Origin of the sequence: Streptomyces sp. NPDC006372 (assembly GCF_040612515.1) — a bacterium.
In the GTDB taxonomy this organism is placed as follows: domain Bacteria; phylum Actinomycetota; class Actinomycetes; order Streptomycetales; family Streptomycetaceae; genus Streptomyces.
The window spans coordinates 125,821-138,691 of record NZ_JBEXQJ010000013.1 but is presented as its reverse complement, the minus strand read 5'-3'; the positions used below and the strand labels follow the sequence as shown (position 1 = coordinate 138,691).

At 71.0% G+C, this 12,871-nt stretch carries 15 protein-coding genes; 5 read left to right on the top strand and 10 right to left on the bottom strand.

All coding sequences use genetic code 11. The features are described 5' to 3' along the window. Positions 1 to 15: 15 nt before the first annotated feature. From ABZ016_RS21035 to ABZ016_RS21025, 3 genes are all read right to left on the bottom strand, one after another. Positions 16 to 1,131, bottom strand: a complete 1,116-nt coding sequence (locus ABZ016_RS21035; protein ID WP_356918155.1) for an ADP-ribosylglycohydrolase family protein — start codon at positions 1,129 to 1,131, stop codon at positions 16 to 18. A gap of 133 nt (positions 1,132 to 1,264) precedes the next feature. After that, positions 1,265 to 1,816, bottom strand: a complete 552-nt coding sequence (locus ABZ016_RS21030; protein ID WP_356918154.1) for a GNAT family N-acetyltransferase — start codon at positions 1,814 to 1,816, stop codon at positions 1,265 to 1,267. Between the two features lie 60 nt (positions 1,817 to 1,876). Beyond that, a complete protein-coding gene (locus ABZ016_RS21025) occupies positions 1,877 to 2,320 on the bottom strand; it encodes an ATP-binding protein (protein ID WP_356918153.1) in 444 nt (147 codons plus the stop codon). A 113-nt stretch (positions 2,321 to 2,433) separates the two neighbouring features. Here ABZ016_RS21025 and ABZ016_RS21020 point away from each other — a divergent pair, with 113 nt between their 5' ends. Together ABZ016_RS21020 and ABZ016_RS21015 are read left to right on the top strand one after the other, a co-directional pair. Then, positions 2,434 to 3,246: a helix-turn-helix transcriptional regulator gene (locus ABZ016_RS21020; RefSeq protein ID WP_356918152.1), complete on the top strand. Its 813-nt coding sequence runs from the start codon at positions 2,434 to 2,436 to the stop codon at positions 3,244 to 3,246. Beyond that, positions 3,243 to 3,437: a DUF397 domain-containing protein gene (locus ABZ016_RS21015; RefSeq protein ID WP_356918151.1), complete on the top strand. Its 195-nt coding sequence runs from the start codon at positions 3,243 to 3,245 to the stop codon at positions 3,435 to 3,437. Before ABZ016_RS21020 ends, ABZ016_RS21015 begins: the two co-directional genes overlap by 4 nt. Here the strand turns inward: ABZ016_RS21015 and ABZ016_RS21010 are convergent. The 3 genes from ABZ016_RS21010 to ABZ016_RS21000 all read right to left on the bottom strand — a co-directional run bounded on the left by ABZ016_RS21010 (position 3,434) and on the right by ABZ016_RS21000 (position 5,668). Further along, the gene (locus tag ABZ016_RS21010; RefSeq protein WP_356918150.1) at positions 3,434 to 4,288 is read right to left on the bottom strand and encodes an ABC transporter permease; all 855 of its coding nucleotides are present in this window, start codon (positions 4,286 to 4,288) and stop codon (positions 3,434 to 3,436) included. The two genes, ABZ016_RS21015 and ABZ016_RS21010, sit on opposite strands and share 4 nt — an antisense overlap. Beyond that, on the bottom strand, positions 4,285 to 5,133 hold the full coding sequence (locus ABZ016_RS21005) for an ABC transporter ATP-binding protein (protein WP_356918203.1): 849 nt from the start codon (positions 5,131 to 5,133) through the stop codon (positions 4,285 to 4,287). The genes ABZ016_RS21010 and ABZ016_RS21005 overlap by 4 nt, the downstream gene beginning before the upstream one ends. Before the next feature lie 256 nt (positions 5,134 to 5,389). Next, entirely contained in the window at positions 5,390 to 5,668 is a 279-nt protein-coding gene (locus ABZ016_RS21000) for a GlsB/YeaQ/YmgE family stress response membrane protein (RefSeq protein ID WP_356655420.1), read from the bottom strand. A 147-nt stretch (positions 5,669 to 5,815) separates the two neighbouring features. Here ABZ016_RS21000 and ABZ016_RS20995 point away from each other — a divergent pair, with 147 nt between their 5' ends. Continuing rightward, entirely contained in the window at positions 5,816 to 6,328 is a 513-nt protein-coding gene (locus ABZ016_RS20995) for a DUF2165 domain-containing protein (protein WP_356918149.1), read from the top strand. Here the strand turns inward: ABZ016_RS20995 and ABZ016_RS20990 are convergent. Further along, entirely contained in the window at positions 6,321 to 6,881 is a 561-nt protein-coding gene (locus tag ABZ016_RS20990) for a hypothetical protein (RefSeq protein ID WP_356918148.1), read from the bottom strand. The two genes, ABZ016_RS20995 and ABZ016_RS20990, sit on opposite strands and share 8 nt — an antisense overlap. A gap of 84 nt (positions 6,882 to 6,965) precedes the next feature. Next, positions 6,966 to 7,961, bottom strand: a complete 996-nt coding sequence (locus ABZ016_RS20985) for a glycosyltransferase family 2 protein (protein WP_356918147.1) — start codon at positions 7,959 to 7,961, stop codon at positions 6,966 to 6,968. Positions 7,962 to 8,066: 105 nt separating this feature from the next. On the opposite strand from ABZ016_RS20985, the gene ABZ016_RS20980 reads away from it, so the two are divergent. Continuing rightward, on the top strand, positions 8,067 to 8,537 hold the full coding sequence (locus tag ABZ016_RS20980) for a GtrA family protein (protein WP_356918146.1): 471 nt from the start codon (positions 8,067 to 8,069) through the stop codon (positions 8,535 to 8,537). Between the two features lie 18 nt (positions 8,538 to 8,555). Beyond that, positions 8,556 to 9,965 carry a hypothetical protein gene (locus ABZ016_RS20975; protein WP_356918144.1) on the top strand — a complete coding sequence of 470 codons (1,410 nt, stop codon included), beginning with the start codon at positions 8,556 to 8,558 and terminating at the stop codon, positions 9,963 to 9,965. An 8-nt stretch (positions 9,966 to 9,973) separates the two neighbouring features. On the opposite strand, the gene ABZ016_RS20970 is transcribed toward ABZ016_RS20975, so the two are convergent. Both ABZ016_RS20970 and ABZ016_RS20965 read right to left on the bottom strand, forming a co-directional pair. Beyond that, on the bottom strand, positions 9,974 to 12,559 hold the full coding sequence (locus ABZ016_RS20970; protein ID WP_356918142.1) for a bifunctional FO biosynthesis protein CofGH: 2,586 nt from the start codon (positions 12,557 to 12,559) through the stop codon (positions 9,974 to 9,976). Between the two features lie 44 nt (positions 12,560 to 12,603). Next, a complete protein-coding gene (locus ABZ016_RS20965; RefSeq protein WP_356918141.1) occupies positions 12,604 to 12,810 on the bottom strand; it encodes a hypothetical protein in 207 nt (68 codons plus the stop codon). Positions 12,811 to 12,871 lie beyond the last annotated feature (61 nt).

Here is a 12,871-nt window from a genome sequence, read left to right as displayed (position 1 = left end):
CACGAGGTTCTGCTGTCAGGCACGGGGATAGCGGGCGAGCCACCCGGGCGACGATCCGCCGGGCCCGTGCAGGGCGGGCCCCTGGGTCATCTCCATGGCAAAGTCGTCGGCCAGCTCCAGCATCGTGGGACGGCCCTCCAGCTCGGCCAGCCAGGCCGGGGGGAGGGCCGTCTCGCCGTGCAGGGCACCGAGCAGGCCGCCCGTCAGCGCGGCGGTGGCGGCGGACGGGCCGTCGTGGTTGACGGCGAGACACAGCCCGTGCCGGACGTCGGCGGCGACGAGGGCGCAGTACACGGCGGCGCCGACGAGGCTCTCCGCCGTCCCCGCCCCGCACAGCTCGGTCACCCGCTCGGGCCCGGGCATGCCCTGCCGCACGGCACCCAGCGCGTGCTGGAGGGCCTCCGACACGGGCTGGTGCCCGGGCCGGGCGGCGAGCAGCGCGAAGGCCCGCTGCACGGCTCCGTCGAGACTCTCGCCGAGCGCCAGCGCGTGCACGATCACGGCGTACGCACCGGCCGCCAGGCAGGCCGTGGGGTGACCGTGGGTCTGCGCCGCGCACTCCACCGCGAGCTGCGCGACGAGCTGCGGCTCCCACCCCACGAGCAGCCCGAAGGGGGCGGACCGGGCGGCGGCCTCCGGCCCGAGCTCGCCGGGGTTCTTGGGCGCCTCGGGGGTCCCCATGGTCTCGTCGCCCAGCCCGAGCAGCAGCGTCCGGCTGGGATCCCGCCGCGCGTACAGCCACTCCTCCCGGGCGAGCCAGCCGTCGTCCTTGCGCCGCAGGTCGGGCCCCCAGTCGCGCTGGGTGGCGGCCCAGCGCAGATATGCCCGGTGCAGGTCGGTGGGCGGGTGCCAGGCTCCGGTGTCGCGGCGCACCTGCGCCCGGATCAGTCCGTCGACGGAGAACAGGGTGAGCTGGGTGAGGTGCGTCACGGCCCCACGTCTGCCATAGGCGGGGGCGAGATCCACGAGCCCCTCCCCGCCGTGCGCCTCCCGTATCGCCTCGATCCCCAGCCCGTCGACGGGCGCGCCCAGCGCGTCCCCGACGGCCACACCGAGCAACGTCCCGCGCACCCGGCTACGAAAGTCCTGCTGCTCCGTACGCCCCCAGACGGCACCGGCAGTCGCACCCACCTTGACCTCCCAGGGACCGTCCACACGTACGACGCCCAGCACTGTAATCGAACGGGGAGGGTGGGCTCCCTTCCCGTCCGTCACAGCCCTGCCTGCGCCCCTGCGGCCTCCCGGGTGGCGTGCCGGACCCGGCTCAGCCGGACGACGGCGTGGCCGGAGCCCACACGCCGAACCACTGCTCGACGCCGAACTCCTCGAACCGCTCCACCTCGGTGAACCCGAGTTTCGCCGCGAGGCGCATCGAGCGGGCATTGGCGGTCTGGGTGCAGAGCACCACCGGCTCGCCCGGAAGCGCGTCGGCGCACCAGTCGAGTGCCGCCGCACACGCCTCGGCGGCGTACCCGCGCCCCCACGCCTCCGGCAGGAAGGTGTAGCCGAGCTCGGCCTCCCCGGCGTCCGCACGGACATGGCCCGGACGTGCCGCGTCGCGCCGGTCGAAGGTGACCATGCCGATCATCGCTCCGTCGAGATCGATCACGAACAGGCCGGGGCGCCGCCCGGGCACCTCGGGCATCGCGCGTTCGAGCTCGTCGCGCGGTCGGGGGCCACCGAGATAGGCGTACACCTCCGGCGACGCGAACAACTCGACGAACGCCGCACGGTCACGGGCCTCGGACTCGCGGAGCACGAGCCGTTCCGTCTTGATCGGAGCAGGCGGCCAGGCGACGGGCCCTAAGTCAGTCATGGCGGGCAACCTATCGCGCGCCGGCTCCCTCCGTGGCGCCCACGTCGCGGCGCATCGCTTCTAGTGGCCCGGCAAGTCCGCTTGCCTCAGCGCCAGTTCGGCCCACACCGTCTTCGCGTGCGCCGGTGCCTCCTGCACTCCCCAGCGGTCCGCGTACGCCTCGACGATGCGCAAGCCCCTGCCTCCCTCCGCGCCCTCCTCCCCCGGGTCCGGGAGTCGCGGGACCCGGTCGCCCCGGGCGTCCGTGACCTCGATACGGAGCGTGCGGTCGGCGTGCAGCTTCAGCCGCAGCCGGAAGTCCCTGCCCATGACCCGCCCGTGCCGTACGGCGTTGGACGCCAGCTCCGCCACCACGTGAGCGGCAGCGTCGTACGGCTCACCCCACTGGTCGAGTTGGCGTTCGGTCAGCAAGCGGGCCAGTCGCGCACCTCTTCGAGTGGCGGACAGCTGCACCGCGAAGTGCCGGGTGAGGAGCGGGATTCCAGTGGGGGATTTCTGACTCATGTCACCCAGCGTGGCCGTCGGTCCCTACGCTGAGAAGTGACGACCTCGGTACGGAGGGTGACTGTCCGGACGTTCGGCGAGGTCGTACGGGTCGTACGTCAGGAGGGGAAGGCGTGGAGGACGAGGAAGCGGCGGCCGTGCTCAGGGCGGTCGGTCGGCAGATCAAGATGTGGCGTGAGGCCGCGGGGCTGAGGCAGGCCGAGTTGGGGTCGGCCATCGGGTACGGGGAGGAGATGGTGTCGTCCGTGGAGCGGGCGCGCCGCGTTCCGAAACCCGACTTCCTCGACAAGGCCGATGAGGTCCTCAACGCCGGGGGGAAGCTCTCCGCGATGAAGGAGGATGTGGAGAAGGCTCGGTATCCGAAGACCGTCCGGGACCTGACCAAGCTGGAGGACCAGGCCGTTGAGCTGGGGGCTTACTCCGCCCTGCACATCCATGGGCTGTTGCAGACTCCGGACTATGCCCAGGCGCTGTATGAAATGCGGCGCCCCGCGTACACCGAGGACGAGATCGAGCGCCATGTGGCCGCACGTATGGCCCGTAAGGCCGTCTTCGATCGGGTGCCCCGGCCTCTGGTCACCTTTGTCCAGGAAGAGATGACGCTGCGGCGTCCTCTCGGCGGCAAGATGGTGATGCGCCGCCAGCTCGAACACCTTCTGAAGGTTGCCGAGTTGCGGCATGTCGAGATCCAGGTGATGCCCATGAACAGGGAGGACCACGCGGCCGTGATGGGCTCGTTCCGGCTGCTGAAGCTCCAGGGCGGCAAGGCACTCGGGCACACGGAGAGTCAACTGTACGACCGGGTGATCAGCGAGCCGAAGGACGTGCAAGTCCTCGATATGCGCTATGGCATGATCCGGGCGCAAGCCCTCTCGCCCCGCGAGTCGTTGGCCTTCATCGAAAAAGTGCTGGGAGACGAGACATGACCACCAATCCGCTGACCTGGTTCAAGAGCAGCTACAGCGGCAACGACGGCCCCGATTGCGTAGAGGCCGCGATATCCCCCACCCCCCACCCCACGATCCACATCCGCGACTCCAAGAACACGGCCGGCTCCTGTCTGGCATTCACCGACGACGCCTGGTCCGAGTTCCTGGAGTTCGCGGCGGGACGCTAACCGACTCGCTGCATCGCCTTCCGGTGCCGCTCCGCCATCGCCGCCCCGGACTCGCGGCGGGCCATCCTGCGCAGGACGGACGGTGCGAGGAGCAGCCCGGCGGCCGACCAGGCGCCCAGCGCAGCGGCCGTCTCCAGGTGCCGCCAGGACGTGCCGATCTCGGCGGCGACCGCGTCGGCCGGCAGCAGCGCGGAGCGGAGACCGAGGCCGACCCAGTACACGGGGAAGATCTGCCCGACGGTCCGCAGCCACTCGGGCAGTTCCGACAGCGGGAAGTAGATCCCGGAGATCACGACGAGCCCCATCACCGGGAGCATCAGCAGCCCGACGGTGCGTGGGCTGCTGACGAGTGAGCCGATGACGGCGCCGATCGGCAGGGTCGCCAGGAGACCCAGCGGGATCACCCACACCAGCGTCAGCAGCGCTCCGCCGCCCTGCCGGGCGACCCCGTCCACCAGGAACACGCCGACGGCGAAGGGGAGCGCCATGGAGGCCAGGGCCGTACCCGACACCATGATGATCTTGCCGACCAGGTGACCGACCATGCCGTGGGGGACGGCTTTGGCCCGCAGCAGCGTGCCGTCCTCCCGCTCGGTCGCGAGCAGTTGCGCCGTGGTCATCATCCCGGTGAACGCGAGCGTCATGCCGAGCATGCTCGGCAGCATGAACGCGCCGGTCGTAATGCCGGCGCCCTTCAGCGGATCGTCCTTGAGCAGGAACAGCGGCACGATGAGCAGGACGGTCCAGAGCACGTACCCGAACACGTCCTGGCCGGTCGTGAACGTCTGCCGAAGTTCCGTCCAGCCGCGCCGGGTTCCCGCTGCCGCCGCGTACCACACCGGGCTCTTCACGATCCGTCCCCTGCCTCGAACTCTCGCACCATCGTCAGGTAGGTGTCCTCCAGGCTCGCCCGGCGCACTTCCAGCCCGCCGATCGCCTCTCCGTGTTCTTCGAACAGCCGCCGGACGAAGCGGGTGGGCTCGGCCGTCGCCTCCTCGAAGGGCCGCCCGTCCAGGGTCCAGCGCACCGTGGCCTCGGCCGATGCCTGCCGGGACAGTTCCCCGGCCGAGCCGTCGGCCACGATCCGGCCACCGGCCAGGATGAGGATCCGGTCGGCGAGCTTCTCCGCCTCGGCGAGGTCGTGCGTGGTCATCAGGACCGTGGTGTTCTCGTCCGCGAGTCCGCGTACCAGGCCGTGGAACTCGTTCCTCGCCTCCGGGTCCAGACCGGCCGTCGGCTCGTCCAGGAACAGCAGCTCGGGCCTGCCGACGATGCCGATGGCCACGTCGAGACGCCTGCGCTGCCCGCCGGACAGCGTTCCGACCCGCTTGTCGGCCTGCCCGGTCAGCCCCACCGCGGCGAGGAGTTCGTCGACGTCCCAGGGGCGCCGTATGAGGTCGGTGGAGTACGGCGCATAGTACGAGCCGAGGTGGGCCAGCAGTTCCCGCACCCGCCACTTGCCGTGGTCCCGCCAGGACTGCAACACGATGCCCAGCCGCGCACGCCAGCGTTCGTCCCCGCGAGCCGGATCGGTGCCGAGGACGGTCACGTCACCGTCCGAGCGCATCCGGAAGCCTTCCAGGACCTCGATCGTGGTCGTCTTGCCGGCGCCGTTCGGTCCGAGCAGGACGACGACTTCGCCTCGCCGGGCCGTGAAGCCGACCCCCTTCAGCACGTCCGTGCTGCGGTAGCGCATCCGCAGATCGTGTACGTCGATGACCGTGTCGCCGCCCTGCGGCGGACCGGCCCCCGCCCCGGTCAAGGCGTGAGTGGTTGTCAACGTCGTTCCCCCGTCCGGCGGCAGCCGTGAGCCGCTCCCTTGGCGAACACATTACCGAAGGGCTCCGGTGGCTCCAGACATGCCAGGAGCCGCCCCACCGACTGGGGCGGCTCCGAGAGCAGGGTCGTTGTCCGCAGGGCGCTCAAGCGCCACAGGTGTGGACGTCGACCGGTCAGGCGTGACGGTGCGAGCGCCGGTTGCCGGTGACGACGCGGTAGAGAGCGAGCAGGATGAGGGAGCCGACGATCGCGGCGACCCACGTGGAGATCTCGAAGAACCCGTCGATGGAGTCCACTCCGAAGATGACCTTGCCGAGCCAGCCGCCGAGCAGACCACCGGCGACACCGATGAGCATGGTGATGATGATGCCCCCCGGGTCCTTGCCCGGCATCAGGGCCTTGGCGATCGCGCCCGCGAGCAGCCCGATGATGATCCAAGCAATGATGCCCATAATGCCTCTCCGCTTCGTCGTATAAGGATTTTGTTAGTTCATCGGGTGCACCGAATCTCCTCACCCAAACGTCCTCTTCGCGGTCGTCACTGTTGCTCGATGGTCACGGGGTACACGCGACGCCCACACGCGGAGAGAATGATCGGCATGGCCACCTCCACAACCTCACGCGGCGGGCTGTCCCTTGCCGCCATGCTGCTCACCGCGACCATCGCCCTCTACATGGCACTGGTCGCCTTCGGGAACATCACCGACTTCGGCACCAACCAGCAGTTCGTCCGGCACGTGCTGGCCATGGACACCACGTTCAAGGACGAGGACCTGATGTGGCGGGCCATAACCAGCACGGGACTTCAGGACACCGCGTACGTCCTGATCATCGTGTGGGAGACCGTCGCCGCGCTCGTCCTCAGCTACGGGAGCTGGCTGTGGGCCAGGCGTGATCGGGCGCGTGCCCGGCAGTTCTCCAGCTACGGGCTGCTGATGGTGATGCTGCTGTTCGGCGCCGGGTTCATCGCGATAGGCGGTGAGTGGTTCTCGATGTGGCAGTCGAAGAGCTGGAACGGGCTGGACGCCGCGACCCGGATCTTCCTGTTCAGCGGGGTCGTGCTGATAGTCAACCAGCTGTCGGCCCCGCGTACGGAGACGCCCGCTACCTGACCACCGTCACGGTCGTGCCGACCGTGCCGAACGCCCACAGTGCCGTGCCGTCCGCCTTCTTCATCCGGACCCCGCCCGTCTTGGCGCCGGAGTCGGCGGGCGGCGGTGAGGCTCCGTCGACCGCGTTGGAGAAGGCGACGGAGACGCCGTCCTTCGCGGCGAAGTACATGATGTGCTCGATCCGGACGCCGTCGGAGCCGGTGGTGGCCGGGTTGCGGGAGGACACCGTGTACGTGCCGGGGTCGGGGCTGACCGTGCCCGGCCACACGGTGAACGTGCTGCGCGTGGCCTCGCTCGCGTCGACCAGCCACACCCGCTTGTCACCGAGGGAGTAGACGACGCGCCGGCCGGTGCCGGAGCCGTCGGGCACCCGGGCCGGGGCGGACGCGGTGGGCGTGGGCCGCGCGCTCGCCGGGGCCGAGCTGCTCGGCTTGGCCGAAGTGGCGGTGGGGTGCGGGCCGCCCTCCGCCTGCACGGCCAGGACGGTCACCGCGGCTATCGCTCCCACGGTCAGCCCGGTCACCCAGGCCCACGAAGGAAGTCGGGCAGGCACGGGCACGCATCTCCTCAGTCACGGGACCCCGCACACACCGGGGTTCCGATCATCGTACTGCGCGCCCGCCCCTCCCCTGGCGGCTCAGGTGCCTTCGGCGGCGGTCTTGCGGACCGGCACCGGGCCGGTGCCCGCTCCGCGGGCGGCGTAGCGCGGGGAGCAGACAGGGGCCGGGTAGGCGAGGTGCACGAGGCGGATCTGTTCCTGCCGCATGTGCGTGAGCGACTCGAGGATGTAGCCCACGAGCAGGACCAGTGCCGCGATCGTCATGATCGCGGCGGCGAGGATCGCCGTGGGGACGCGGGGCACGGTGCCGGTGCGGACGAAGTCGGCGATGACGGGGATGCCGAGGATGACCGAGACGAGGGCCAGGACCCCGGCGATCACGGTGTGGACGAGGGAGGGGCGCTCGCGTCTCGCCAGGTCGAGGATGACCCGCAGGATGCGCCAGCCGTCCCGGTAGGTGCGCAGCTTGCTCTCGCCGCCGGCCGGCCGCACCCGGTAGTCCATCGGTACCTCCGCCGTGGGGAGGCGGAGGTGCAGGGCGTGGATCGTCATCTCCGTCTCGGTCTCGAACTCGCGCGCCAGGGCCGGGAAGGACTTGACGAAGCGCCGCGAGAAGACGCGGTAGCCGCTGAGCATGTCGGTCACGTCGTTGCCGAAGAGGGAGCGCACCGCCCCCGTGAGCAGCTTGTTGCCCACCGCGTGCCCGGTCCGGTAGGCGCCGTCGTCCGTGACCCGGCGGGCGCCGACGACCTGGTCGTACGGGCCCTCGAAGAGCAGGTCGACCAGTTCCCGGGCCCGGGAGGCGTCGTAGGTGTCGTCGCCGTCGATGATGAGCAGCGCGTCGGCGTCGACGTCGGCGAAGGCGCGGCGGATGACGTTGCCCTTGCCCTTGCGGAGCTCCTCCCGGACGATCGCGCCCGCCTCGCGGGCGACCTCCACCGTGCGGTCGGTGGAGGCGTTGTCGTACACGTAGACGACCGCCTCGGGGAGCGCGATCCGCAGGTCGCGCACCACCTTGCCGACGGCCGCTTCCTCGTTGTGGCACGGCACGACACACGCGATCGTCGGTTCCACGGCCGCTCCCTTCTCGGGTCTCGGACGATTACTCATACGATAGGAAATAGTGCGATATGAGCGTGGCTGAGCCGCGAGGGCGCGCCGGGTCGTTACTCTCGCCGTGTGCCGGTCCTCGCATCTGTGACGCTGCGTGCGCGTGATGCCGTCAAGGGCATCTGGCGCGAGGCCGCCAAGTTCTCAGTCGTGGGGGCGCTGGCCTTCGTCGTGGACAACGGCGGCTACAACCTGCTCGTCTTCGGCCTGCCCGGCGGCGCGGGAGGCGGGCCGATGAGCGCCTCCCCCGTGCAGGCGTCGGTCCTCGCGACCAGTGCCGCGGCGCTCTTCAGCTGGGCCGGGAACCGCTACTGGACCTACCGCCGGCAGCACCGCGAGAAGATGGCCCGCGAACTCGCCCTGTTCCTCGTGGCGAACGGGGTGGGGCTCGCCATCACCGCGGGGACGGTCTTCGCCTCCCGGCACCTGCTCGGGCTCGACTCGGCGCTCAGCGACAACACCGCCCGCATCCTCGGCTGGGTGCTCGCGACCCTGTTCCGCTTCTACGCCTACCGGCGCTACGTCTTCGTCGCACCCTGAACCGTTAGCATCCGACTTATGGGACAAATGGGATGGGTGGCGCGGGTGCGGCGCTGGGTGTGGGCCCTGGCCGCCGTCGCCGCCGTCTGCTGCCTGGGCACGATCCTCGTCTTCGCCCCCGGTTACCTGAGTCCCGACAGCCTCGAACAGCTCCGGCAGGCCGAGGGCAGAACGCGCCTGACGGACTGGCATCCGCCGGTGCTGAGCCTGGTGTGGCGGGCGCTCATCGCCGTGACCGGCACCTTCGCGTCCATGGCCGTGCTCCAGGCGGTGGTCCTCTGGGGGGCGCTCTGGGTGCTGGCCTGGTGCGTCTGGGAGCTGACCGGGAGCCGCGGCGGTTCGCTCGCCGTGCTCGGGATCGGGCTGGCGCCCTTCGTGCTGAACTTCGCCGGGGTGGTGTGGAAGGACGTCCACACCGCGTTCGCGCTGCTCGCCGCGTGCGCCGTCGCGTTCCTCGGGCTGCGGCTGCGGGGCGGAGACCCGCGTCCCGCCGTGCGGTGGGGCCTGCTCGCGCTGGGCGTGCTGTTCCTCGCCTACGCCATGCTGGTGCGCAAGAACGCCTACTTCGCCGCGATCCCCCTCTTCGTCATGCTCGTCCTGGCGCTGTGGCGGGCTCCCGGGCGCCGTACGTGGGTGACGTGCACGGCGGCACTCGTGGCCGCGGTCGTCGTACCGGCCATCGCCATCTCCCTGTTCGCGCGGCCCCTCGGGACGAAACAGGGTGCGCAGATCATGCTCGACGACCTGGTCCACGTGCTGACGGTGAACGAGCTGCGGTCGGCGGACGTGCCACCCGGCCTCCGGGACCGGCTCGTGGCCTCGGCGCGCGAGTGCGACCGGGTCGGGGCCCTGTCGGACGCCTACTGGGCCTGCTACCAGCGCCCCGCGGACGGGCTGCGCGGGGACTCGGGCGAGATCACGTCCCTGTGGCTGCGGGAGATGAGCGGGCACGTGCCGGGCTACCTCCAGTACCGGCTGCGGCTCTTCGCGACGCTGCTGTTCGAGACCGACTACGCCTACAAGGCGGGGATCACCCAAAACGACCTGGGCATCGAGGTGGCGCACCCGCGACTGGAGGACATGCTCGGCAGCTACGTCAACGGCATGGCGACGGACCTGCGGTGGCTGTTCCGCGGGTGGTTCTGGCTCGCCGTCGCCCTGGTACTGGCCGTCCGCCCGGGCCGGAGCATGTTCGCCATGCCGGTCCGGGCGCTGGGCATCAGCTCGGCGGCCTACATCCTCGGCTATCTGCCGATCATGCCCGCGACGGACTTCCGCTACGTCTACTGGCCGGCGATCGCCTGCTCGCTGGGGCTGGTCCTGCTGTGGACGGGCCGGGGCATCGCTCCCCCGCCACCGAAGAGCCCCGGCGCCACGACCGACCGTGCCGTGACAGCACATCAGCCGGCGGACGCCGGGGGCCCATAGGGCTGCTGTCAGTCGAGCACCGGCAGCAGTTCCGGGAGGTGGCCGTCCGAGGCCCGGGCCGCCTGCTGTCGTTCCTCCGGGACCTCCCCGTAGAGCGTGTTGCGCGGCTTGGCCGGGCGTCCGGCCGCGTCCGCCACTGCGATGAGGTCCTTGACCGACTTGTACGAGCCGTACGACGAGCCCGCCATCCGGGAGATCGTCTCCTCCATGAGTGTCCCGCCGAGGTCGTTCGCGCCGGAGCGGAGCATCTCGGCCGCGCCCTCGGTGCCCAGCTTCACCCAGCTGGTCTGGATGTTGGGGATGTGCGGGTGCAGCAGCAGCCGGGCCATGGCCGTGACCGCGCGGTTGTCCCGCATGGTCGGGCCAGGGCGGGCGATCCCCGCCAGGTACACCGGCGCGTTGGTGTGCACGAACGGCAGCGTCACGAACTCGGTGAAACCGCCGGTGCGCTGCTGGATTCCGGCCAGGGTGCGCAGGTGGCCCAGCCAGTGCCGGGGCTGGTCGACGTGCCCGTACATCATCGTCGAGGACGACCGGATGCCCAGCTCGTGGGCCGTCGTCACGACCTCGATCCAGTCCGCCGCGGGCAGCTTGCCCTTGGTCAGGATCCAGCGGACCTCGTCATCGAGGATCTCGGCGGCCGTTCCCGGGATGGTGTCCAGCCCGGCCTCCTTGGCGGCGGTCAGCCACTCGCGGATCGACATGCCGGTGCGGGTCGCGCCGTTGACCACCTCCATCGGGGAGAAGGCGTGGACGTGCATGCCGGGCACGCGTTCCTTCACCGCCCGCGCGATGTCGAAGTACGCCGTGCCGGGCAGGTCCGGGTGGATGCCGCCCTGCATGCAGACCTCCACCGCGCCCACGTCCCAGGCCTGCTGCGCCCGGTCGGCGACCTGGTCGAGGGAGAGGGTGTAGGCGTCGGCGTCCGTGCGGCGCTGGGCGAAGGCGCAGAAGCGGCAGCCGGTGTAGCAGACGTTGGTGAAGTTGATGTTGCGGGTGACGATGTAGGTGACGTCGTCACCGACGGCCGACTTCCGTACGTCGTCGGCGACCCGCGCGAGGGCGTCCAGGGCCGGGCCGTCCGCGTGCAGCAGCGCCAGCGCCTCGTCGTCGGTGAGCCGCGTCGGGTCGTCGGCCGCCGTGCGCAGCGCCTGCCGTACGTCGGTGTCGATGCGCTCGGGAGCCATGCCCGGGGCGGCGGCCTCGCGCAGGGCGCCCCAGTCGCCGTACACCTCGTCGAAGTCGTCCCGGCGGTCCGAGGTGCGGCCCTCGGTGTCGATGGAGCTGTGCAGGTCGGTGCGGCCGGACGCCGTGAAGACCTCCTCCGGCTCCTGCCACGGCAGGCCCTGCGGAAGGGCGTCGGGGCGGGCCAGGCCGGTCTCCGGGTCGGCCAGCGCGGCCACGTGCGGACGCAGCCGCGGGTCCAGCCAGGGCTCGCCGCGCCGCACGAACTCCGGGTACACGCACAGCCGCTCCCGCAGCTCGAACCCGGCCGCCCGGGACTTCTCGGCGAGCTGCTCGATCTGCGGCCAGGGGCGCTCGGGGTTGACGTGGTCGATGGTCAGCGGGGAGACCCCGCCCCAGTCGTCGATGCCGGCCCGGATCAGCCGCTCGTACTCGTCGTCGACGAGGTTGGGCGGGGCCTGGATGCAGCCCGAGGGGCCCATGAGGAGGCGGGCGACGGCCACCGTGGCGACCAGTTCGTCCAGTTCGGCGTCCGGCATGCCGCGCATCGCCGTGTCCGGCTTGGCGCGGAAGTTCTGGATGATCAGCTCCTGGACGCCGTGGTAGGCCCGGGTCACCTTCCGCAGCGCGAACAGCGACTCGGCGCGCTCCTCGTAGGTCTCACCGATTCCTATCAGGACGCCCGAGGTGAAGGGGACGGAGGAGCGGCCCGCGTCCTCCAGGACGCGCAGGCGGACGGCGGGCTCCTTGTCGGGGGAGCCGTGGTGCGGGCCGCCCGGCTCGGACCAGAGGCGGGTCGCGGTCGTCTCCAGCATCATGCCCATGCTGGGCGCCACCGGCTTCAGGCGCTGGAAGTCGGTCCAGCTCATGACGCCGGGGTTGAGGTGGGGCAGCAGGCCCGTCTCCTCCAGGATGCGGATGGAGATGGCGCGGACGTAGGCGAGGGTGTCGTCGTAGCCGTGTGCGTCGAGCCACTCGCGCGCCTCCGGCCAGCGGTCCTCGGGCTTGTCGCCGAGCGTGATGAGCGCTTCCTTGCAGCCGAGGGCCGCGCCCTTGCGGGCGATGTCCAGGACCTCGTCGGGGGACATGAACATCCCGTGGCCGTCGCGGCGCAGTTTGCCGGGGACGGTGACGAACGTGCAGTAGTGGCACTTGTCCCGGCACAGCCGGGTCAGCGGGATGAAGACGCTCTTCGAGTACGTGATGACGCCGGGCCGGCCGGCCGCCTCGAGCCCGGCGTCCCGCACCCGGGCGGCCGAGGCCGACAGGTCCTCCAGGTGCTCGCCCCGGGCCTGGAGCAGCACCGCCGCCTCGGCGACGTCGAGCGTGACGCCGTCCCTGGCCCGTTTCAGGGCGCGACGCATGGAGTTCTCGGTGGGGCCGGTTCCGGAGGTCGCGGAAGTCGTCATCCTTCGAGCATACGAGTGCGCTGATCAGAGCCGGGGAAGCCCCGTCAGTGGAAGGCCAGCCATCCCGTGCCCAGGGCGAAGGTGAGTCCGGCGGCGGCCACGGCGGCCGGCCGGTTGCGGTGCAGCGCGAACCAGACCAGCGCGGCGGTCACGACCACGGCCAGCGTGCCGACCCCGGCGCGCAGCAGCCCCTGGCTGTAGCCGTACTCATTGAAGTGCCGCACGAGCCAGGCGAACCAGGCGATTCTCATGAACTCCCCCATGGGCGACGCGAGCCCGGGCGGGTCACACCTGTCGGCCGCGATGGTCGGT